Annotated in this window: 23 protein-coding genes and 4 pseudogenes; 24 read left to right on the top strand and 3 right to left on the bottom strand. The window is 40.2% G+C overall.

Translation table 11 applies throughout. The annotated features are described in order from the left end of the window. Positions 1 to 3 precede the first annotated feature (3 nt). The 4 genes and pseudogenes from HT703_RS11965 to HT703_RS04245 all read left to right on the top strand — a co-directional run. Positions 4 to 810: pseudogene (locus HT703_RS11965) on the top strand (N-acetylmuramoyl-L-alanine amidase family protein); the annotation flags it as partial. A gap of 6 nt (positions 811 to 816) precedes the next feature. Further along, positions 817 to 1371 (top strand): annotated as a pseudogene (ldcB, locus tag HT703_RS11960) (LD-carboxypeptidase LdcB/DacB); the annotation flags it as partial. Between the two features lie 104 nt (positions 1372 to 1475). After that, positions 1476 to 2435 (top strand): ROK family glucokinase, encoded by a 960-nt coding sequence (locus HT703_RS04250; protein ID WP_138699210.1) that lies wholly within the window; start codon positions 1476 to 1478, stop codon positions 2433 to 2435. A gap of 97 nt (positions 2436 to 2532) precedes the next feature. Next, on the top strand, positions 2533 to 3372 hold the full coding sequence (locus HT703_RS04245) for a thymidylate synthase (protein WP_138699211.1): 840 nt from the start codon (positions 2533 to 2535) through the stop codon (positions 3370 to 3372). 151 nt (positions 3373 to 3523) lie between these two features. Here the strand turns inward: HT703_RS04245 and HT703_RS04240 are convergent, their stop codons facing one another. Beyond that, complete coding sequence (locus HT703_RS04240) at positions 3524 to 3694, bottom strand: DUF3042 family protein (RefSeq protein WP_001051780.1); 171 nt, start codon at positions 3692 to 3694, stop codon at positions 3524 to 3526. A gap of 120 nt (positions 3695 to 3814) precedes the next feature. Between HT703_RS04240 and miaA the strand changes: the two genes are divergently transcribed. The 5 genes from miaA to HT703_RS04215 are packed head-to-tail and all read left to right on the top strand — an operon-like array spanning position 3815 to position 8266. Continuing rightward, on the top strand, positions 3815 to 4699 hold the full coding sequence (gene miaA / locus HT703_RS04235) for a tRNA (adenosine(37)-N6)-dimethylallyltransferase MiaA (protein ID WP_172928534.1): 885 nt from the start codon (positions 3815 to 3817) through the stop codon (positions 4697 to 4699). Beyond that, positions 4692 to 5930 carry a GTPase HflX gene (gene hflX, locus HT703_RS04230; protein WP_119943496.1) on the top strand — a complete coding sequence of 413 codons (1239 nt, stop codon included), beginning with the start codon at positions 4692 to 4694 and terminating at the stop codon, positions 5928 to 5930. Before miaA ends, hflX begins: the two co-directional genes overlap by 8 nt. Further along, positions 5923 to 6546, top strand: coding sequence for a cystathionine beta-lyase (locus HT703_RS04225; protein ID WP_172928531.1), 624 nt, complete (start codon positions 5923 to 5925; stop codon positions 6544 to 6546). The genes hflX and HT703_RS04225 overlap by 8 nt, the downstream gene beginning before the upstream one ends. A gap of 14 nt (positions 6547 to 6560) precedes the next feature. After that, positions 6561 to 7490: a ribonuclease Z gene (rnz, locus tag HT703_RS04220; RefSeq protein ID WP_000354331.1), complete on the top strand. Its 930-nt coding sequence runs from the start codon at positions 6561 to 6563 to the stop codon at positions 7488 to 7490. Positions 7491 to 7510: 20 nt separating this feature from the next. Further along, positions 7511 to 8266, top strand: coding sequence for an SDR family oxidoreductase (locus HT703_RS04215; RefSeq protein ID WP_172929946.1), 756 nt, complete (start codon positions 7511 to 7513; stop codon positions 8264 to 8266). Positions 8267 to 8319: 53 nt separating this feature from the next. Here HT703_RS04215 and HT703_RS04210 read toward each other — a convergent pair whose 3' ends face one another. Continuing rightward, positions 8320 to 9228, bottom strand: coding sequence for a LysR family transcriptional regulator (locus HT703_RS04210; protein WP_001222592.1), 909 nt, complete (start codon positions 9226 to 9228; stop codon positions 8320 to 8322). Between the two features lie 63 nt (positions 9229 to 9291). On the opposite strand from HT703_RS04210, the gene HT703_RS04205 reads away from it, so the two are divergent. The 3 genes from HT703_RS04205 (at position 9292) to HT703_RS04195 (ending at position 10261) form a co-directional block, all read left to right on the top strand. Then, the gene (locus HT703_RS04205) at positions 9292 to 9561 is read left to right on the top strand and encodes a YqgQ family protein (RefSeq protein WP_042901268.1); all 270 of its coding nucleotides are present in this window, start codon (positions 9292 to 9294) and stop codon (positions 9559 to 9561) included. Continuing rightward, positions 9561 to 9941 carry a rhodanese-like domain-containing protein gene (locus tag HT703_RS04200; RefSeq protein ID WP_000259256.1) on the top strand — a complete coding sequence of 127 codons (381 nt, stop codon included), beginning with the start codon at positions 9561 to 9563 and terminating at the stop codon, positions 9939 to 9941. The genes HT703_RS04205 and HT703_RS04200 overlap by 1 nt, the downstream gene beginning before the upstream one ends. 86 nt (positions 9942 to 10027) lie before the next feature. After that, positions 10028 to 10261, top strand: a complete 234-nt coding sequence (locus tag HT703_RS04195; protein WP_001088017.1) for a hypothetical protein — start codon at positions 10028 to 10030, stop codon at positions 10259 to 10261. Positions 10262 to 10302: 41 nt separating this feature from the next. On the opposite strand, the gene HT703_RS04190 is transcribed toward HT703_RS04195, so the two are convergent. After that, a complete protein-coding gene (locus HT703_RS04190) occupies positions 10303 to 11028 on the bottom strand; it encodes a pseudouridine synthase (RefSeq protein WP_172928529.1) in 726 nt (241 codons plus the stop codon). A gap of 161 nt (positions 11029 to 11189) precedes the next feature. On the opposite strand from HT703_RS04190, the gene typA reads away from it, so the two are divergent. The 12 genes and pseudogenes from typA to HT703_RS04135 form a co-directional block, all read left to right on the top strand. Beyond that, positions 11190 to 13031, top strand: a complete 1842-nt coding sequence (gene typA / locus HT703_RS04185; protein WP_000164111.1) for a translational GTPase TypA — start codon at positions 11190 to 11192, stop codon at positions 13029 to 13031. Between the two features lie 19 nt (positions 13032 to 13050). After that, positions 13051 to 13305: a DUF3165 family protein gene (locus HT703_RS04180; protein WP_000262800.1), complete on the top strand. Its 255-nt coding sequence runs from the start codon at positions 13051 to 13053 to the stop codon at positions 13303 to 13305. A 392-nt stretch (positions 13306 to 13697) separates the two neighbouring features. Next, positions 13698 to 13997 carry a lactococcin 972 family bacteriocin gene (locus tag HT703_RS04175; protein WP_000850382.1) on the top strand — a complete coding sequence of 100 codons (300 nt, stop codon included), beginning with the start codon at positions 13698 to 13700 and terminating at the stop codon, positions 13995 to 13997. A 71-nt stretch (positions 13998 to 14068) separates the two neighbouring features. Further along, a complete protein-coding gene (locus HT703_RS04170) occupies positions 14069 to 16090 on the top strand; it encodes a bacteriocin-associated integral membrane family protein (protein ID WP_172928528.1) in 2022 nt (673 codons plus the stop codon). Between the two features lies 1 nt (position 16091). Further along, the gene (locus HT703_RS04165) at positions 16092 to 16733 is read left to right on the top strand and encodes an ABC transporter ATP-binding protein (protein ID WP_172928527.1); all 642 of its coding nucleotides are present in this window, start codon (positions 16092 to 16094) and stop codon (positions 16731 to 16733) included. A gap of 103 nt (positions 16734 to 16836) precedes the next feature. Next, on the top strand, positions 16837 to 18189 hold the full coding sequence (gene murD / locus HT703_RS04160) for a UDP-N-acetylmuramoyl-L-alanine--D-glutamate ligase (protein ID WP_172928526.1): 1353 nt from the start codon (positions 16837 to 16839) through the stop codon (positions 18187 to 18189). Position 18190: 1 nt separating this feature from the next. Next, positions 18191 to 19249, top strand: a complete 1059-nt coding sequence (locus HT703_RS04155) for a UDP-N-acetylglucosamine--N-acetylmuramyl-(pentapeptide) pyrophosphoryl-undecaprenol N-acetylglucosamine transferase (protein ID WP_023939970.1) — start codon at positions 18191 to 18193, stop codon at positions 19247 to 19249. A 9-nt stretch (positions 19250 to 19258) separates the two neighbouring features. Continuing rightward, complete coding sequence (locus tag HT703_RS04150) at positions 19259 to 20479, top strand: cell division protein FtsQ/DivIB (protein ID WP_172929945.1); 1221 nt, start codon at positions 19259 to 19261, stop codon at positions 20477 to 20479. 130 nt (positions 20480 to 20609) lie between these two features. After that, positions 20610 to 20741: a hypothetical protein gene (locus HT703_RS11955; protein WP_007284949.1), complete on the top strand. Its 132-nt coding sequence runs from the start codon at positions 20610 to 20612 to the stop codon at positions 20739 to 20741. Positions 20742 to 20753: 12 nt separating this feature from the next. Beyond that, a complete protein-coding gene (locus HT703_RS11950; RefSeq protein ID WP_023932987.1) occupies positions 20754 to 20876 on the top strand; it encodes a hypothetical protein in 123 nt (40 codons plus the stop codon). Positions 20877 to 21166: 290 nt separating this feature from the next. Further along, positions 21167 to 21727: pseudogene (locus HT703_RS04140) on the top strand (peptidase M50 family protein); the annotation flags it as partial. A 158-nt stretch (positions 21728 to 21885) separates the two neighbouring features. Next, positions 21886 to 22282: pseudogene (locus HT703_RS04135) on the top strand (N-acetylmannosamine-6-phosphate 2-epimerase); the annotation flags it as partial.

Below are 22282 nucleotides of genomic sequence, written 5' to 3'. Positions count from 1 at the left end.
GTAATGAACAAACGTCTATTTTTAAAAATGAGTCTGGTGACGTTGTCAATTTTAGCCTTGTTTTCACAACCTGTGTTAGCAGAGGAAAACATTCATTTTTCGAGTTGTAAGGAAGCTTGGGCGAATGGATACGCGGATATTCATGAGGGAGACCCCGGTTATTCTGCCAAGTTATACCGTGATCATGACGGTGTGGCTTGCGAATTGAAAAATGCTCCTAAGGGTGCTTTTAAAGCAAAACAAGCGGCTACAACTCAAACTGATACAAGTTCATCAACAACAAGTGGTTGGGTTAAGCAGGACGGTTCTTGGTACTATTTTGATGGAAATGGAAATCTAGTGAAAAATGCATGGCAGGGAAACTATTACCTGAAAGCTGATGGTAAAATGGCACAGAGTGAATGGATTTATGACTCTTCTTATCAGGCTTGGTATTACTTGAAATCAGATGGTTCTTATGCTTATAGTATATGGCAAGGAAATTACTATTTGAAATCAGATGGTAAGATGGCCAAAAGTGAATGGGTTTATGATGATTCTTATCAAGCTTGGTATTATTTGACATCAGATGGATCTTATGCTTATAGTGCATGGCAAGGAAACTATTATTTGAAATCAGATGGTAAAATGGCTAAAGGTGAATGGGTTTATGACTCTTCTTACCAAACTTGGTATTATTTGACATCAGATGGATCTTATGCTTATAATACATGGCAAGGGAATTATTATCTAAAATCAGATGGTAAAATGGCTGTCAATGAATGGGTTGATGGTGGACGTTATTATGTTGGTGCGACTGGTTTGTGGAAAGCTAATTCAAAAGTAAGCAATAAAGGTTCTTATTATAGCCTTCAAGGAAAGTATGATGAAATCATAGTTGCCAATAAACATTATCCTATGTCTAAAGATTACTATCCAGGTGAAAATGCTACTGCAAAAGCAGCCTTTTTAAAACTGATTGCACAGATGCAGAAGGAAGGATACGCTATTAGCGATAATTATAGTGGCTTTAGAAGTTATGCAACTCAAGCACAATTATATCAAAGTTATGTGAACCAAGAGGGCCAGGCTGCTGCGGATCGTTATTCCGCCCGTCCTGGATATAGCGAACATCAGACAGGACTTGCTTTTGATGTGATTGGCACAGATGGTCAATTAGTTGAAGATGCTGGTGCGGCTCAATGGTTATTGGATTATGCACCAGACTATGGTTTTGTTGTTCGCTATCCCCGTGGAAAAGAGAGTGTCACAGGCTATATGCATGAGGAATGGCATTTACGTTACATTGGAAAAGAAGCAAAAGAGATTGCTGCAAGTGGTTTGACACTGGAGGAATATTATGGATTTGATGGTGGAGATTATCTGGATTAAAAATCTATATTAGCTAAATGCAAACCTTTGCATAAATGACTGAAATTTGTTATACTAGTACTGTAAGCATTTTCAATTACTAGACAATGAAAAAGGAGAGTATGATGAGTCAAAAGATTATTGGGATTGACCTTGGTGGAACTTCTATCAAATTTGCAATCTTAACAACAGCAGGAGAAATCCAAGGAAAATGGTCAATCAAGACCAACATTCTGGATGAGGGAAGTCATATCGTTGATGATATGATTGAGTCTATTCAACATCGTTTGGACTTGCTTGGATTGGCAGCAGCGGACTTCCAAGGCATTGGAATGGGATCACCAGGTGTGGTTGACCGTGACAAAGGGACTGTTATCGGTGCCTACAACTTGAACTGGAAAACCCTTCAACCAATTAAAGAGAAAATTGAAAAAGCTTTGGGCATTCCATTTTTCATCGATAATGATGCCAACGTAGCAGCTCTTGGTGAGCGCTGGATGGGTGCTGGAGATAACCAACCAGACGTTGTCTTTATGACACTCGGTACTGGTGTTGGTGGTGGTATTGTCGCAGAAGGCAAATTGCTTCATGGTGTTGCTGGTGCAGCAGGTGAACTTGGTCATATCACTGTTGACTTTGACCAACCAATCGCATGTACTTGCGGTAAGAAAGGCTGTCTTGAGACAGTTGCTTCAGCAACAGGGATTGTCAACTTGACTCGTCGTTATGCAGATGAATATGAAGGCGATGCAGCCTTGAAACGATTGATTGATAACGGAGAAGAAGTAACTGCTAAGACAGTCTTTGACCTTGCAAAAGAAGGAGACGACCTTGCTTTGACTGTTTACCGTAACTTCTCACGTTACTTGGGAATCGCTTGTGCTAACATTGGTTCAATCCTAAACCCATCAACAATCGTCATCGGTGGTGGTGTGTCAGCTGCAGGAGAATTCCTTCTACAAGGTGTTCAAAAAGTCTATGACGAAAATACTTTCCCACAAGTGCGCACATCTACTAAATTGGCTCTTGCAACTCTAGGAAATGACGCTGGAGTTATCGGAGCAGCATCACTTGTATTGCAATAAAATAATAAAAGAGGAAAAATGCTAACCTAGAGTTAGTAATGTTCCTCTTTTATTTTTTATGCTATACTAGTTAGGACAATGAATGAGGTGAAACGAAATGACAAAAGCAGATACGATTTTTAAAGAGAATATTGAACGCATTCTAAAGGAAGGTGTTTTCTCAGAGCAGGCTCGTCCTAAGTACAAGGATGGGACTGTTGCTAATTCCAAGTATGTAACTGGTGCCTTTTCCGAGTACGACTTATCTAAAGGAGAATTTCCTATCACAACCTTGCGTCCCATTGCAATCAAATCCGCCATCAAAGAAGTTCTCTGGATTTACCAAGACCAGTCAAATAGCTTAGAAGTGCTTAATGACAAGTACAATGTTCACTACTGGAATGACTGGGAAGTTGGAGACACGGGAACCATTGGTGAGCGCTATGGTGCCGTTGTTAAGAAACACGACATTATCAATAAGCTTCTCAAACAGTTGGAAACCAATCCTTGGAACCGCCGCAATATTATTTCGCTCTGGGATTACCAAGCTTTCGAAGAAACAGATGGGCTGCTCCCGTGCGCCTTTCAGACCATGTTTGATGTTCGGCGTGTTGATGGGGAAATCTATCTGGATGCGACCTTGACCCAGCGCTCCAATGATATGCTGGTGGCCCACCACATCAACGCTATGCAGTATGTGGCTTTGCAGATGATGATTGCCAAACATTTTGGCTGGAAGGTTGGGAAGTTCTTCTACTTCATCAACAACCTCCATATCTATGACAATCAATTTGAACAAGCAGAGGAATTGCTTCGTCGGGAGCCGTCAAACTGCCAACCTCGTTTGGTCTTGAATGTTCCAGATGGGACCAATTTCTTTGATATTAAAGCAGAGAATTTTGAGTTGGTAGATTATGACCCTGTTAAGCCGCAGTTGAAGTTTGACCTAGCCGTTTAATACTCTTAGAAAATCTCTTCAAACTACGTCAGCGTCGCTTCATCTACAACCTCAANNTGCGGCTAGCTTCCTAGTTTGCTCTTTGATTTTCATTGAGTATAAAAGAATAGAAAAAGAAGTTGAGACAATGAATCCCAACTTCTTTTGTTTCTTAACGTGATACGCGACGGCGAGCTGCTTTTTTACGGTTTTCTTCGATGAAAGCTGCTTTTTGCTCTTCTGGTTCGATTACTTTCTTTTTAAATGCGTATACTGCACCTGCAACGGCAGCAACAGTTCCTGCGACACCTGTTACAAGACCTTTAGCGAATCCTTTAGCCATGAGTCTTCCTCCTTTATCTTCTTAATCAGCCAGCCCCCTCAAGAGGTCACATTTTTCTGACTGACCTTTTTGTGTTATAATAATAGTAACGAAAAAATGGGAATTTTTCAAGGAAAAAAGATGAAAACAAAAATAATTGTGATTGTTGGACCGACTGCTGTTGGAAAAACAGCCCTTGCCATTGAAGTGGCCAAGCGTTTTAATGGCGAAGTGGTTAGCGGTGATAGTCAGCAAGTCTATCGAGGACTTGATATTGGGACGGCTAAGGCTAGTCCAGAAGAGCAGGAAACTGTTCCTCATCATTTAATCGATGTTAGAGAGGTAACCGAGTCTTACTCGGCTTTTGATTTTGTTTCAGAAGCTAAGATGGCTATTGAGGATATTCACAGCCGTAGCAAGCTGGCCACTATCGCTGGTGGGACTGGACTTTATATCCAGAGCTTGCTAGAAGGTTACCACCTAGGTGGGGAGACTCCCCATGAGGAGATTTTGGCCTATCGGGCTAGCTTGGAGCCTTATACAGATGAGGAATTAGCTCATCTGGTGGAGCAAGCAGACCTTAAAATTCCTCAGTTTAATCGTCGTCGTGCGATGCGTGCCTTGGAAATTGCCCATTTTGGTCAGGAATTGGAAAATCAAGAGACCTTGTATGAACCATTGATTATCTGCTTGGATGATGAGCGCAGTCAATTATATGAACGTATCAATCGCCGCGTGGATTTGATGTTTGAGGCTGGGCTTTTGGATGAGGCCAAGTGGCTTTTTGACCATTATCCAGATGTGCAGGCTGCTAAAGGAATTGGTTACAAGGAACTCTTTCCTTATTTTCGTGGGGAGCAGACCTTGGAAGAAGCCAGTGAGAGTCTCAAACAGGCGACCCGTCGTTTTGCCAAGCGTCAGTTGACCTGGTTCCGTAACCGCATGCAGGTCACCTTTTATCAGATTGGAGAGTCTGGTGTGCAAGACCGCATTTTAAGCCAGATAGAGGAGTTTTTAGATGATTGATACGGAGAAAAAAGAGGAGCGAGTCCTGCTCATTGGTGTGGAATTGCAGGGTATGGATAATTTTGACCTCTCCATGGAAGAATTGGCCAGTCTAGCCAAGACAGCTGGTGCTGTCGTAGTCGATAGTTACAGGCAAAAACGTGAAAAGTATGACTCCAAGACTTTCGTTGGCTCTGGTAAGTTAGAAGAGATTGCCCTCATGGTGGATGCCGAAGAAATCACCACTGTCATCGTCAACAACCGTCTGACCCCAAGGCAAAATGTCAATCTAGAAGAAGTTCTGGGTGTTAAAGTCATTGACCGTATGCAGTTGATTTTGGATATCTTTGCCATGCGAGCTCGAAGCCATGAAGGCAAACTCCAGGTCCACCTAGCCCAGCTAAAATATCTCTTGCCCCGCTTGGTTGGTCAGGGAATTATGCTCAGCCGTCAGGCAGGGGGAATTGGTTCCCGTGGACCTGGCGAAAGTCAGCTGGAGCTGAACCGTCGTAGCGTTCGCAATCAAATCACGGATATCGAGCGCCAGCTCAAGGTGGTTGAGAAAAATCGGGCGACTGTTAGAGAAAAACGTCTGGAGTCAAGCACCTTTAAAATTGGTTTGATTGGTTACACCAATGCTGGAAAATCAACCATCATGAACACCTTGACCAGTAAGACTCAGTATGAAGCGGACGAGCTCTTTGCGACTCTAGATGCGACGACTAAGAGTATCCATCTGGGAGGCAATCTCCAAGTAACTTTGACAGATACAGTTGGCTTTATCCAAGATTTGCCGACAGAGCTGGTGTCCAGTTTTAAGTCAACCTTGGAAGAAAGCAAGCATGTGGACCTTCTGGTTCATGTTATCGATGCCAGCAATCCTTACCACGAGGAACATGAAAAAACAGTTCTTTCCATCATGAAAGACTTAGATATGGAAGATATTCCTCGTCTGACACTTTATAATAAAGCGGATTTGGTGGAGGATTTTACGCCGACCCAAACACCTTATGCCCTCATTTCTGCCAAGTCTGAGGATAGTCGTGAGAATTTGCAGGCTTTGTTTTTAGAGAAAATCAAGGATATTTTTGAATCTTTTACCCTGCGTGTGCCTTTTTCAAAGTCCTACAAGATTCATGATTTAGAAAGTGTTGCGATTTTGCAAGAACGCGATTATCAGGAGGACGGCGAAGTGATTAGAGGCTACATTTCCGAGAAAAATAAATGGAGGTTAGAGGAATTTTATGACTGATATTAAAACGTTGGCTATAAAATATGGGGGCTATACAAGTCTGGATAAGGCCTATCTGGATCAGCTTCTAGCTGGTAAAACAGAGCAGGAGCAACTAGCCCTCATTACCCCTCCACCTAGCGTGGTCAATGCTTACTTTGCAGAACTATATCAAAAAAAGAGTCCTCAAGCTGCAACCGATTATTTTGCGGAAGTCAGTCAGGAACTAAATCTTTACAATACTGAGCCAAGTTTCACCCTCGAAAACAAGCCTTTTATTCGCCTTAACCTGTCTGGTAAATCCTTTGGTTTTTGTTATGAGAGTGAGGGGCTTGGTCGGATTTTCTCTGAAAATGAAGAGAAGATTTCGGATGACTTGCTTTTTGAAATTGCGCAAATTTTCCCCCATCAACTAGTCTTTGAAGAGTCTGGTAAGATTTATATGAAGGCTGTTGGAGATGAGGAAGTTGTTAGTGTGGAAAGTCTCACAGCTTTGACTGATTTGGAAAGCTTGGCTGATGGTCGTAAACGTCTCAAAGGCTACAGCCAAGAGGATTTATTGCAAGAAGCTGCTGCTTTTTCTGGCAAACGCTATTTCCGATCGGAAAACCGCACAGCTATGTTATATATTGATTAATTAGAAAGTATCGAATGGATATTCAATTTTTAGGAACAGGGGCTGGTCAGCCCTCTAAAGCCCGCAATGTCTCCAGTCTCGCCCTGAAACTTTTGGATGAGATTAACGAAGTCTGGCTCTTTGACTGTGGAGAAGGTACGCAAAATCGTATTCTTGAAACCACGATTCGACCACGTAAGGTCAGCAAAATCTTTATCACTCACTTGCATGGAGACCACATTTTTGGCTTGCCAGGTTTCCTTTCTAGCCGTGCTTTTCAGGCCAATGAAGAGCAGACAGATTTGGAAATCTATGGACCTCAAGGCATCAAGTCATTTGTCTTAACCAGCCTTCGTGTGTCAGGTTCGCGTCTGCCTTATCGTATTCATTTTCATGAGTTTGACCAAGATTCTTTAGGAAAAATCCTTGAGACCGATAAATTTACGGTGTATGCAGAAGAGCTGGACCACACTATTTTCTGTGTTGGTTATCGTGTTATCCAAAAGGATCTAGAAGGAACGCTGGATGCTGAAAAACTCAAGGCGGCAGGTGTCCCATTTGGCCCACTTTTTGGGAAAATCAAAAACGGCCAGGATGTAGTTCTCGAAGATGGGACTGAAATCAAGGCAGCTGACTATATCTCAGCTCCACGCCCAGGTAAAATTATCACTATTTTAGGAGACACTCGAAAAACGGATGCCAGTGTGCGTCTGGCTGTCAATGCCGATGTCCTAGTCCATGAATCGACTTATGGCAAGGGTGATGAAAAAATTGCTCGTAACCATGGCCACTCTACTAACATGCAAGCTGCACAAGTAGCAGTAGAAGCAGGTGCCAAACGCCTCTTACTTAACCATATCAGCGCCCGTTTCCTCTCAAAAGATATCAGCAAGCTCAAAAAAGACGCTGCTAGTGTTTTTGAAAATGTCCATGTGGTCAAAGACTTGGAAGAAGTGGAAATCTAAAAGATTGAGAAAGGAACAGTATGTCTACTATTCTCATTACCGGAGCTAGCGGTGGCCTAGCCCAAGAAATGGTCAAACTCCTGCCAAATGCTCAACTCATCTTGCTTGGTCGAAATAAGGAAAAATTAGCCAAACTCTACGGAAACCATCCCCGTGCAGAATTGATTGAAATCGATATTACCGATGATTCAGCCTTAGAAACTCTGGTGGTAGACCTTTATCACCGCTACGGCGAGATTGATGTTTTGATAAACAACGCTGGTTACGGGATTTTTGAGGAATTTGACCAGATTTCTGACCAAGATATTCATCAGATGTTCGAGGTCAATACCTTTGCCCTAATGAATCTGTCTCGTCGCCTTGCGGCTCGAATGAAGGAAAGTCGAAAAGGCCATATCATCAATATTGTTAGTATGGCAGGTTTGATTGCTACTGGCAAGTCCAGTCTTTACTCAGCGACTAAGTTTGCGGCTATTGGTTTTTCAAATGCTCTGCGCCTAGAACTCATGTCCTACGGTGTTTATGTAACGACGGTCAATCCAGGACCAATCCGTACAGGATTTTTTGATCAGGCTGACCCAGATGGAACCTATCTCAAGTCGGTTGACCGTTTTCTATTGGCACCAGATGCAGTGGCTAAAAAGATTGTCAAGATTATAGGAAAAAACAAACGAGAACTTAATCTCCCGATTTTGTTGAACCTGGCCCATAAGTTTTATACTCTCTTTCCCAAGCTAGCTGATAAGTTGGCAGGGGAGACTTTTAATTATAAGTAAAAAGAACCAATATGCAGGTTGTTGCTAGCCTACATATTGGTTCTTATTATTTCTCAACTATCAAACTGGACTTCTTCTAGGAGATAGTCGATAAAGCGTTCGCCCATCTTAGACAGGCTGGTTTTTTCATGCTGGATATAGACCAGCTCAATTGGATCATCAATATCCAGTGGGATAGAAACGATATTGTCTCCGTTGAGGTTGCTGTTCAAAATCCCTGTTGCGATGGTATAACCGTCCAGACCAATCAAGAGATTAAAGAGAGTAGCACGGTCGCTGACTACGATGGATTTCTTGTGGTGTTCTTGAGAAAGGATTTCCTCTGAGAAGTAGAAGGAGTTGTGCGTCCCTTGGTCATAGCTGAGATAAGGGAAGTTTTCCAAATCAGACAGTTTCACCTTGTCTTTTTTGGCCAGAGGATTGGTCTTGCTGACAAAGATATGGGGCTGGGCTGTGAAGAGATGGTGAGCTAGCAGGTGATTGTCATCCAGCATCTTGGTTAAAACATCACGGTTGTAGCTGTTTAAAAATAGAACACCGACCTCACTGCGGAAGTTCTTGACGTCGTCGATAATTTCCCAAGTACGAGTTTCACGAAGGAAGAGCTCGTATTTCTCCATATCGCTTTTCTTGAGCAGAGAGACAAAGGCATTGACCACAAAGGCATAGTGTTGGGACGAAACGCTAAAGAGTTCGCGGTGGGCGACAGGATTTTTATAGCGTTCCTCCAGAAGCTGGGTCTGCTCGACAACCTGACGGGCATAAGAGAGAAACTCCATCCCATCACGGGTCAAGGTGATACCCTTGGGATTGCGGATGAAAATCTCAATCCCCATCTCATTTTCCAAATCTCTTACAGCATTGGAAAGACTAGGCTGAGTGATAAAGAGCTGTTTGGCTGCCTCATTCATGGAGCCAGTTTCGACGATTTTGATAATATAGTGTAATTGTTGAATTCTCATGTTTTTATTGTACCACACTTGCCTTAGAATCGCCAAAGAAGATAGGAAAATCAGGAGCATTGTGTGAGTCTCTTCTTGAAAAAAACACAAAATTTTGCTAGAATGAGTCTTATGAAAACATTCTATGATGTGCAGCAATTCCTCAAACGATTTGGTATTATTGTTTACATGGGAAAACGCTTATATGATATTGAACTGATGAAGTTGGAACTCTCTCGGATTTACGATGCAGGGTTGATGGACAAATTAGACTATCTGGAAGCGGAAGCGGTTCTTCGCAGAGAGCACAAGATAGAATTGGATTATATTGAGAAAAATGGAGAAAAGAACTAATGGTTACTTGGATTTTGTGGGCACTTATACTGGCAATGTTGGCGTGGATGGGCTTTAACTATCTTCGTATTCGCCGTGCGGCTAAAATTGTGGACAATGAGGAGTTTGAAGCCTTGATTCGTACGGGTCAATTGATTGATTTGCGCGACCCAGCAGAATTCCACAGAAAACATATTCTTGGGGCTCGCAATATTCCTTCAAGTCAGTTGAAGACTAGTCTTGCAGCCCTTCGTAAAGATAAACCTGTCCTTCTCTACGAAAACCAACGTGCGCAACGAGTTACAAATGCAGCTCTTTACTTGAAAAAACAAGGTTTTTCTGAGATTTATATTCTTTCTTATGGCTTGGATTCTTGGAAAGGGAAAGTGAAGACTAGCTAACATTCTGTAAAAATCTGTCGAATGATAGATAAAGCTAGCATTTTATGGTATCATCATTTATATTAATTTTAAGGAGATTTTATAATATGAATTCACAAGAAAAGAAAAAACCTTCACTTATTTTAGGTATCTTATCTATCGTCCTTGGTTTGCTTTCTCCAATAGTGAGTCTGATTTTGGGGATCATAGGATTGGTTTTGGCTTTTTCATACCAAAAAGAATCTGGACTGGACTATAAAACAGAAAAAATTCTCAACATCGTAGGACTTGTAGTTTCTGTTCTTAACTGGATTCTAACAATCGCAGTAGTTTTTAGATAAGCAAAAAACAAAAAAGCTTTAAATTTAAAGCTTTTTTTATTTTATCGACTCATCTCTAAATAGTTTTTAATGATTTGTAACTCTTTTTGGTTCAAAGGGAGGTAGTTACCTTCTGCTAAATCTGGGTTCAATGTAAAGTCCCCAAATTGGATTCTCTTGAGGCTAGTCACCTTAACACCAACCGAGAGGAACATTTTCTTGATTTGATGAAATTTTCCTTCTGAAATGGTGATAGAGGCTTGACTGAGGGAGGGACTTGCAGATAGAATCTCTAGTTTTGCGGGTTTACAGACAGTACCATCTAAAAAGACAATTCCCTTTTGAAAGGCTTGGATATGGTCAGGTGTTAGAAGTCCATTAACCTGGACTTGGTAAGTCTTATCGACATGATATTGGGGATGGAGGAGCTGAAAGCCCAAGGGACCGTTATCGGTCAAGAGGAGGAGTCCCGTTGTATCTCGGTCCAGTCGGCCAACGGCATAGAGCTTGTCAGACTGGATGTCAGATGGAAGCAGGTCCATGACGGTCGGAAGTTCCTTGTCTTTGTTGGCTGTAACGACACCAGCAGGTTTATGAAGCATAAGATAGGTGTGTTCATAGCCTTGAATGATTCGATCCTGAAAAAGGAGTTCTTGTAGTCCTGTATCGATATTTTGAGCTAGGGATCGGGCTGGGCAACCATCGACTAGAATTTCCCCTCTGAGGAGTGCTTGCTTCATGGCCTTTCGGCTAACTTTTTCTTGGGCTAATAAATTATCTAAACGCATACTGTGCCTATCTTATCATAAGTCGCTTGCTTTGAAAAGGCTTGACGTGAAAAGAAAAGCGGAGTGAAAACATTTACACTTGCTTGAGTTATGTTATTTACTTGAAATTATGGTATAATCGTTCAGTTAGAAAATAAATTTTGAATATTATAGAGGAAATCATGACAAAATTAAGAGAAGATATCCGTAACATTGCGATTATCGCCCACGTTGACCACGGTAAAACAACCCTGGTTGACGAATTATTGAAACAATCAGAAACGCTTGATGCACGTACTGAATTGGCAGAGCGTGCTATGGACTCAAACGATATCGAAAAAGAGCGTGGGATTACCATCCTTGCTAAAAATACTGCCGTTGCTTACAACGGAACTCGTATCAACATTATGGACACACCAGGACACGCGGACTTTGGTGGAGAAGTTGAGCGTATCATGAAAATGGTTGACGGTGTTGTCTTGGTCGTAGATGCCTATGAAGGAACCATGCCACAAACTCGTTTCGTATTGAAAAAAGCCTTGGAACAAGACCTTGTCCCAATCGTGGTTGTTAACAAAATCGATAAGCCATCAGCTCGTCCAGCAGAAGTAGTGGACGAAGTCTTGGAACTGTTCATCGAGCTTGGTGCAGATGACGACCAGCTTGACTTCCCAGTGGTGTATGCTTCAGCGATCAACGGAACTTCTTCATTGTCAGATGATCCAGCTGACCAAGAAGCGACTATGGCACCAATCTTTGACACGATTATCGACCATATCCCAGCTCCAGTAGATAACTCAGATGAGCCTTTGCAGTTCCAAGTGTCACTTTTGGACTACAATGACTTCGTTGGACGTATCGGTATCGGTCGTGTCTTCCGTGGTACAGTTAAGGTTGGGGACCAAGTTACCCTTTCTAAACTTGACGGCACAACTAAAAACTTCCGTGTTACAAAACTCTTCGGTTTCTTTGGTTTGGAACGTCGTGAAATCCAAGAAGCAAAAGCAGGTGACTTGATTGCCGTTTCAGGTATGGAAGACATCTTTGTCGGTGAAACCATTACTCCTACAGACGCAGTTGAAGCTCTTCCAATTCTACACATCGATGAGCCAACTCTTCAAATGACTTTCTTGGTCAACAACTCACCATTTGCTGGTAAAGAAGGTAAATGGGTAACTTCTCGTAAGGTGGAAGAACGCTTGCAGGCAGAATTGCAAACAGACGTTTCCCTTCGTGTTGACCCAACTGATTCACCAGATAAATGGACTGTTTCAGGACGTGGAGAATTGCACTTGTCAATCCTTATCGAAACAATGCGTCGTGAGGGATATGAACTTCAAGTATCTCGTCCAGAAGTTATCGTAAAAGAAATCGACGGTGTTAAATGTGAGCCATTTGAGCGTGTACAAATAGACACTCCAGAAGAATACCAAGGATCTGTTATCCAAAGCCTTTCTGAACGTAAGGGTGAAATGTTGGATATGATTTCAACTGGTAATGGTCAAACTCGTTTGGTCTTCCTTGTTCCAGCGCGTGGTTTGATTGGATACTCAACTGAGTTCTTGTCAATGACTCGTGGTTACGGTATCATGAACCATACCTTCGACCAATACTTGCCATTGATTCCAGGGGAAATTGGTGGACGTCACCGTGGTGCCCTTGTTTCTATCGATGCTGGTAAGGCTACAACTTACTCAATCATGTCTATCGAAGAACGTGGTACGATCTTTGTCAACCCAGGTACTGAGGTTTATGAAGGAATGATCATCGGTGAAAACTCTCGTGAAAATGACTTGACAGTTAACATCACGAAGGCAAAACAAATGACCAACGTTCGTTCAGCTACTAAGGACCAAACAGCTGTTATCAAGACGCCTCGTATCTTGACACTTGAAGAGTCTCTTGAGTTCTTGAACGACGATGAGTACATGGAAGTAACGCCTGAGTCTATCCGTTTGCGTAAACAAATCCTTAACAAAGCAGAGCGTGAGAAAGCTAACAAGAAGAAAAAATCAGCTGAATAAGAGCTAGAAAGAGAGAAAGATGGTCTATTTAGTCCTAGGAATTTTACTGCTCCTACTCTATGTATTTGCGACACCAGAAAGCATTAAAGGGACAGTCAATATCGTCGCTATGGTATGTATTTTAGTGGCACTCTTGATTTTATTGGTTCTATCTTTTCTGAAAATTTTTCAATTACCAACAGAAATATTCCTAGCAATAGCCATGTTGATCCTAGCTTACTTTAGTGTTAGAGACATCACACTCATGCCAGTCAAAAAAAGTAAAAGAAGATAAAAAAAGAGAGTTTCGGCTCTCTTTTTTTGGTAGGAATTTTACAATAGTTTGAATTGCTTTTTAGTTAACATCATCACTTTTGCTTGGATAGTATGAATGGGAAAAACTGGAATAAAATTTGTCAATGACATCTATTTTATATTTGGTTAGTACTGGTTGCATATTATTTTGAAATAAAACTACTATATAATATTATTCATATAGGTAATATAAAAATATTATTCATATAGGTAATATAGTAAAATATCTAAAAAATTCGATTTTTTCCTTGACAACAAATAATAAAAATGCTATTCTTATTATATAAGAAATCGGTTTCAAAAAAAGAGAGAGGAGGATTTATTTTGTTGCATTGTTGCTCAGGGTGTGCTTTTTTTGAAAGGAAAAATAAAATGAAAACGAAAAAACATAGATTACTTGCTCTAGCTCTTATTTCAAGCTTTACATTATTGGGAGCTGCATCAGCTGCTGTACAATATCCAGATGGAGGAGTATGGACATATGGAGAAGGTTCAGGAGGTGGTTGGGCTTTTTCAAATTACTATCATGGTAAAAAATATCATTCTTCTTCTCTTGTAAGTAAATGGGATAGTCATTCAGATAAAGGAACAGCAGTTGCAGGGAAAACTTCAGAGGCTTGGATTTGGACTAAATTTGGGGAACAAGTAGCATTTTACTATGACTATGACTAATATTTAGTTTTCTTAGATAATTCCCCTTGTAAGAAATTACAGGGGGGAATTTTGTTTACAAGGAGTCTACTATGAAGAAACTATTCATATTACTATCAACTTTTTTTCTCAGCTTCTTCCTTGCTTGGATTATTGTCTTACGTGCGCCACAATATTTATATGCAAGCTATGATTCCGTTACTTTACTTCGTGTCAAAAAGGATACTCAGGAACCGACGCGTGAGGTATTTGAACAGGAATTGGAGAATTTTGCAAACTCAGAACAGAGTTTAATAGCTAGGAGAATTGTAGAGCCGAGTAAGGATGGGACGACTCACTTTACTTATGCAACTTATGGTCAGGGAACTTTACCAAAAGAATTCCAAGAAGCTAGCCAAGAAAGTCGTGAACGTAGTGATCCGCTAAATAGTTATCTCCTTTTGTCAGGCTCCTTGACGAAAGAAAAGCTTGCCGATAAATTAGGAGATTTGGGTTATAAAGCAATTGCTGACCGAAAGACACCTCCCTATTCTCTTGCTTTTCGAATGTTACTAAATCCACTTATTTTAATTAGTTTAGCAATATTTGGCTTATCTTTCTTTGCTTTAGTGATTATCACTCGGATTAAGGAAATGAGAGCAGCAGGTATAAAACTCTTTTCTGGTCAGACTCTCTTATCCATTATGGGGCATTCTTTATCGACTGATATCAAGTGGCTCCTTCTATCAGCCCTCCTTTCCTTCCTAGGTGGGGGAGTCGTTCTTTTTAGTCAAGGTTTGTTTTATCCTATCTTGTTAGCCACCTATGGTTTTGGGATTACTTTCTATCTGTTGTTTTTATTGGCGATTTCAATTTTACTAATGCTTCTTTATCTAATGAGTTTGAGTTACAAAGCATTAGTTCCTGTTATTAAGGGGAGATTACCCCTTAAACGCTTGATGGCTTTAACCCTATTGTGTCAGTTAGTAGCTGTTTTTACAGTGGGATACGCTGTTAAGACAGGCTTGACGTCTTACCAACGATTGAAAGAACTTGAAATTTCAAAACAAGCGTGGAAGGACAGAGCAGACTATTATCAAATTTCTTTTGGCTTAGGTGATAGAGGAAAAGATACAGAAAATCAGAGCAAGTGGTATGAATTTTCCAAAGAAGCAGTTGAACAAGAACAGGCTCTATTTGTAAAAGATAATCTCATTCATTTTGCAAATCCTCAAGGAAAAAATGAACAGGGAGAGACACTGGATACCTATAGTCCAGATGCTAATACGCTCTATGTCAGTCCAAGTTATTTGGACAAGGAAAATGTAACTGTAAATGGTGAGACTAGACAGAAACTAGTCCATCTTCAAAAAGGGGAATTTGGACTCTTACTACCAGAATCTCTTCGTTCACAGGAAGCAGAACTTAAGAAAGCTTTTGAAGAAAGTTTGAACTATTACGGGCAATCAAGTGAGGAGGCAAGTGCTCCTTTAGAGTATGAAATGAGAGCGATTGTTAGCTATCTTCCAACTGGAGAAAAGCGATTTGTTTATAATAACGGTGAAAGCCCAGTATCCATTCAGTACTTAACCGATCCGATTTTAGTTGTATTTACTCCAACATCTACAGGTGATAGTTTCATTTCAAAATATGTTTGGTCTATCAATGCTGGAAAACAACTTTTTATCAAAGGATATGAGAGTGGGCTAGAACTCTTGAAGAAAGCTGGAATTTATGAGCAAGTATCCTATCTTAAAGAAGGAAGAAGTGTTTATCTAACTCGTTATAATGAAGTGCAAACTGAAACAGCAACTTTAATCCTAGGAGCTATTGTGGGGATAGCTAGTTCCTTGTTACTCTTTTATTCTGTCAATCTTCTATATTTCGAGCAATTCCGCCGAGATATCTTGATTAAACGAATTTCAGGTTTACGATTTTTTGAAACACATGCTCAGTATATGGTTAGTCAATTTGCCAGTTTTGTATTTGGTGCTAGTCTCTTTATTTTAAGCAGTCGAGACTTGGTGATTGGCTTGCTCACTTTATTAGTCTTTCTAGCTAGTGCAGTTTTGACGCTTTACCGTCAAGCGCAGAAAGAATCTCGTGTTTCTATGACAATTATGAAAGGAAAATAGGATGATTGAACTAAAGAATATATCTAAAAAGTTTGGAAACCGTCAGCTATTTTCAGATACGAATCTTCATTTTGAAGGTGGGAAAATTTATGCCTTAATCGGTACAAGTGGCTGTGGTAAGACAACACTCTTGAATATGATTGGACGATTAGAGCCGTATGACAAAGGGCAAATTATCTATGATGGCACCTCTCTTAAGGACATCAGGCCTTCTGTTTTCTTTAGAGATTACTTAGGATACCTATTTCAAGATTTTGGCTTAATTGAAAGCCAAACCGTCAAAGAGAATCTCAATCTGGGTTTAGTTGGTAAAAAGTTGAAAGAAAAAGAGAAAATGTCTTTGATGAAACAAGCTCTAAACCGTGTTAACCTCTCTTATTTAGATTTAAAGCAACCTATCTTTGAATTATCAGGAGGAGAAGCACAACGTGTTGCACTAGCGAAGATAATTTTAAAGGATCCTCCTTTGATTCTTGCAGATGAACCAACCGCTTCACTAGACCCCAAAAACTCTGAGGAATTACTTTCTATCCTAGAATCTTTAAAAAATCCGAATCGGACTATTATTATTGCGACCCACAATCCTCTGATTTGGGAACAAGTGGACCAAGTTATTCGAGTTACCGATTTATCACATAGATGATATAGCAAGATTCAGTTAGAAGAAAGAGTCACAAACACACTTTGTGGCTTTTTTATTTCCATAAAAATGGTAAAATAGTAGGAGTAGAAATGGAGTTCGAGACATGAAAGTAATAGATCAATTTAAAAATAAGAAAGTCCTTGTTTTAGGTTTAGCCAAGTCTGGTGAATCTGCAGCTCGTTTGTTGGACAAGCTAGGTGCTATTGTAACGGTAAATGATGGGAAGCCTTTCGAGGACAATCCAGCTGCCCAAAGTTTGCTGGAAGAAGGGATTAAGGTTATCACAGGTGGTCATCCTTTGGAACTTTTGGATGAAGAGTTTGCCCTCATGGTGAAAAATCCAGGCATCCCATACAGTAATCCCATGATTGAAAAGGCTTTGGCAAAGGGAATTCCAGTCTTGACTGAGGTGGAATTGGCTTACTTGATTTCAGAAGCGCCCATTATCGGTATCACAGGTTCAAATGGAAAAACAACCACAACGACCATGATTGGGGAAGTTTTGACTGCTGCTGGGCAACATAGTCTTTTATCAGGAAATATCGGCTATCCAGCCAGTCAAGTGGCTCAAACTGCGACAGATAAGGACACGCTTGTCATGGAACTTTCTTCTTTCCAACTCATGGGCGTTCAAGAATTCCATACTGAGATTGCGGTTATTACCAACCTCATGCCAACTCATATCGACTATCATGGGTCATTTGAGGAATATGTAGCAGCCAAGTGGAATATCCAGAACAAGATGACAGCAGCTGATTTCCTTGTCTTGAACTTTAACCAAGACTTGGCAAAAGAGTTGGCTACCAAAACACAGGCTACTGTTGTTCCATTCTCAACACAGGAAAAGGTTGATGGAGCTTATCTGGAAGATGGTCAACTCTACTTCTGTGGAGAAGTGGTCATGGCAGCTAGCGAAATCGGGGTTCCAGGTAGCCACAATGTGGAAAATGCCCTTGCGACGATTGCAGTAGCTAAACTTCGTGGTGTAGACAACCAAACCATCAAAGAAACTCTCTCAGCCTTTGGTGGTGTCAAACACCGTCTCCAATTTGTGGATGAAATCAAGGGTGTCAAATTCTATAATGATAGCAAGTCAACCAATATCTTGGCAACTCAAAAAGCCTTGTCAGGATTTGACAATAGCAAGGTCATTTTGATTGCAGGTGGTTTGGACCGTGGTAATGAGTTTGACGAATTGGTTCCAGACATTACTGGACTCAAGAAGATGGTCATCCTTGGTCAGTCTGCTGAACGTGTCAAACGGGCAGCGGATAAGGCTGGTGTGGCTTATGTGGATGCGACTGATATTGCAGATGCGACCCGCAAGGCTTACGAGTTTGCGACTCAAGGAGACGTGGTTCTTCTCAGTCCTGCCAATGCCAGCTGGGATATGTATGCTAACTTTGAAGTACGTGGCGACCTCTTTATCGACACAGTAGCGGAGTTAAAGGAATAATATGAAAAAAATTGTCTTTACAGGTGGGGGGACGGTTGGACACGTGACTCTCAATCTTTTGTTAATGCCCAAGTTCATCGAAGATGGATGGGAAGTCCACTATATCGGAGATAAACGTGGTATCGAACACCAAGAAATCCTCAAGTCAGGTTTGGATGTCACCTTCCATTCCATTACGACTGGAAAATTGCGTCGCTATTTCTCTTGGCAAAATATGCTGGACGTCTTCAAAGTTGGTTGGGGAATTGTCCAATCGCTCTTTATCATGTTACGACTTCGTCCACAGGCCCTTTTTTCAAAGGGAGGCTTTGTCTCAGTACCGCCTGTTATTGCAGCACGTGTGTCAGGAGTGCCTGTCTTTATTCACGAATCTGACCTGTCTATGGGCTTGGCCAATAAAATCGCCTATAAATTTGCGACGAAAATGTATTCAACTTTTGAACAGGCTTCAAGTTTGGCTAAGGTCGAGCATGTGGGAGCAGTGACCAAGGTTTCAGACCAAAAAAGTCCAGAACCAGATGAATTGGTGGATATTCAAACCCACTTTAATCCTAAATTGCCAACTGTATTGTTTGTCGGTGGTTCTGCAGGCGCTCGTGTCTTTAACCAATTGGTGACAGACCATAAGAAAGAACTGACAGAGCGCTACAATATTATCAATTTAACTGGAGATTCTAGCCTGAATGAGTTGAGCCAAAATCTTTTTCGTGTTGACTATGTGACCAATCTCTATCAACCCTTGATGGAATTGGCTGATATTGTTGTGACACGAGGTGGTGCCAATACGATTTTTGAGCTCTTGGCCATGGCAAAATTGCATGTTATTGTGCCACTTGGTCGTGAAGCTAGTCGTGGAGACCAGATTGAAAATGCAGCTTACTTTGTAAAAAAAGGCTATGCAGAAGAGCTTCAAGAAAGTGATTTGACTTTGGATAGTTTGGAAGAGAAGCTGTCTCACTTACTAAGCCACAAGGAAGACTACCAAGCTAAGATGAAGGCTTCCAAGGAATTGAAATCTCTAGCAGATTTTTATCAATTGTTGAAAAAAGATTTATCATAAGGAAAGTAAATGTCAAAAGATAAGAAAAATGAGGGCAAAGAAATCCTCGAAGAATTTAAAGAGTTATCAGAATGGCAGAAACGAAACCAAGAATACCTAAAAAAGAAGGCTGAAGAAGAGGCAGCCCTAGCTGAGGAGAAGGAAAAGGAAAGACAGGCTCGAATGGCTTCAAAATCTGAAGATTCAGATGCAACCGAGGACCAAGAGAGTGAATCTGATTCAAAAGACCCAAAATCAGCTAAGGATGATACCGAAGAAAAAGTAGAAGAGTCAGAATACGTCAAAAAAGAAGTATCCAAAGAAGAATCAAAGTCCAAAGAGCCAAAGAAAGAGGATAAAAAGGCAGATAAAAAGCCTGTAAAGGAAAAACCGGTCAAACCGAAAATTCCAGGAATCCATATCTTACGAGCCTTAACGATTTTATTTCCATGTCTGCTTTTATTGATTGTCTCCGCCTACTTACTCAGTCCTTATGCGACCATGAAGGATATTCGTGTCGAGGGAACGGTGCACACTACGTCTGATGATATTCGACAGGCTTCAGGTATTCAGGATTCGGATTATACGATTAACCTTCTGCTAGACAAGGAAAAATATGAAAAGCAGATTAAGTCTAACTATTGGGTTGAATCAGCTCAACTTGTTTATCAATTTCCAACCAAGTTCACTATCAAGGTCAAGGAATATGATATTGTGGCCTACTATATTTCTGGTGAAAACCATTATCCTATTCTTTCCAGTGGTCAGCTTGAGACCAGTGCTGTGAGTTTGGTCAGTCTACCAGAAACTTATATATCAGTTCTCTTTAATGATAGTGAAAAAATCAAGGCTTTTGTCTCAGAACTTTCTCAAATTAGCCCAGAACTCAAGGCGGCTATCCAAAAGGTGGAACTAGCTCCCAGCAAGGTCACTTCCGATTTAATTCGATTGACCATGAATGATTCGGACGAAGTCTTGGTTCCTCTATCTGAAATGAGTAAGAAACTGCCTTATTACAGTAAGATTAAGCCTCAATTGTCAGAACCAAGTGTGGTCGATATGGAAGCTGGAATCTACAGCTACACTGTAGCGGATAAATTGATTATGGAAGCAGAAGAAAAAGCCAAAAAAGAGGCCGAAGAAGCTGAGAAAAGGCAGGAAGAAGAACGTAAACGTTTAGAAGAAGAACAGAAAAAACAAGAGGAAGAGAGCAATCGAAACCAAACGACCCAGCGCTCATCGCGTCGCTAGGTTTTACTTTTTTCTCATAGTACTTTAGTGACTAGTTTTTACGTTTAATATTTGACATCTGTTTTTCTTTATGTTACATTATGCAGTGTAATCGATTGCAAAATAATTTTTTATGAAGAAGGTAACACATATGTCAGATGAAGTATTCTTATTTGAAGAAATTGAAGAAATCGTAGCCTCTACAGATGGTGAATTTTGGGGGAGTTTTACTTGGAACTGGGGTAGTTCTCTTAATTGGAGTAGCCTATTGTTAAAAAGATAGGGAGTGATAATCATGCAAGATAACTTTTTATTTGAGGAAATTGAAAAAATTTCAGTACCAGTTAGTGATTTTTCAGCTGGACTTGCAATAGGTATCGGATTTGGTTTAGCAATTCTTGCTCTTACTGGTTGTTGAAGTTTGTTCATTTACTAACATTAAGCTTTTTCAATTTCATTTTAGACAGTCATTTGAATTTTCCGTATTAGTCTTGCAGCAAGAGATTAATAGAATTAGTTATTATTTTATTGATTGTGGACTGAGGGACAGTATCATCTATATATACCATCCAGTAAGAAACATGTATTAGTTGGGAAACAGGAAAAAAATGGTTAGAGCAACTAATAGGTCAAGAATTTACCATATCGGACTTATTAGTGTTAGTAGGGAAGAAATATTATTTAAGATTTTATATTGTTCTTAGTAAAATGGGACTTATAGATTCTATGAAATCACGAAAAAAGATAAATATTTTTAAAATATCTTGGGACTTTAATATAACATTGGACTTTAATATAACATTATCTGAAAAATTAAACTATAAAAGATTTAATAAGAATTTTGAAAAAATCCTATTTGGTATTTTCCCATTGGCTCTTATTTTGCAATGTTTTATTATGTATATTTATAGGGCGGATATTTTGACTAATTTCCAAAACTTTCCAATAACGCTAAACATTCTTTTATTTTGGTTGCTTGTTGTTATTATATCTGCAACGATACATGAATTTAGTCATGCAATAATTGCTAATAATTATCAAATTGAGATCCCAAATTGTGGAATAATGCTACTTTTGTTTAATTTGGCTTTTTTTGTAGATTTAAGTGGGGTGCAATTCTTAAAGAATAAAAAACAATTTTTGAAAATTATGTTAGCAGGAATTGCTTCAAATTCGATTTTATCACTTACAGGTTTACTTGTTTTATTGTTCACATCGTATAAATTGCTTGGACTCTTATTTTTTATCATTAACTTAGGTATGATTTTTAGGTCAACTTGCTCCTCTGAAAGTACTTTTAGAGGAGCTGTTTGACTTGGCTAGTTTTTGAAACTGAAATCTATTATACTACAAACTCTTGAAAGCGTTTTAATTTTAAGGTATAATAATCTCATAGAAATAAAGAAAAAAGAAAGGGAGGAAAGAAGATGCCACAGATTAGTAAAGAAGCCTTGATTGAACAAATCAAAGATGGAATCATCGTTTCTTGTCAGGCTCTTCCTCATGAACCGCTTTATACAGAAGCGGGAGGGGTGATTCCCTTGCTGGTCAAAGCGGCTGAGCAAGGTGGAGCAGTCGGTATCCGAGCAAACAGTGTTCGCGATATCAAGGAAATTAAGGAAGTCACTAAACTTCCAATCATTGGGATTATCAAACGTGATTATCCACCTCAGGAACCCTTCATCACGGCTACTATGAAAGAAGTTGATGAATTGTCAGAACTGGACATCGAGGTGATTGCTCTGGATTGTACCAAGCGTGAACGCTACGATGGTTTGGAAATTCAAGAGTTCATTCGTCAGGTTAAGGAGAAATATCCTAACC

The organism is Streptococcus sp. 3874 (genome assembly GCF_013276425.1).
In the GTDB taxonomy this organism is placed as follows: Bacteria; Bacillota; Bacilli; order Lactobacillales; family Streptococcaceae; genus Streptococcus; species Streptococcus pseudopneumoniae.
The sequence above is the reverse complement of the archived record's forward strand: the minus strand, read 5'-3'. Positions and strand labels throughout refer to the sequence as shown.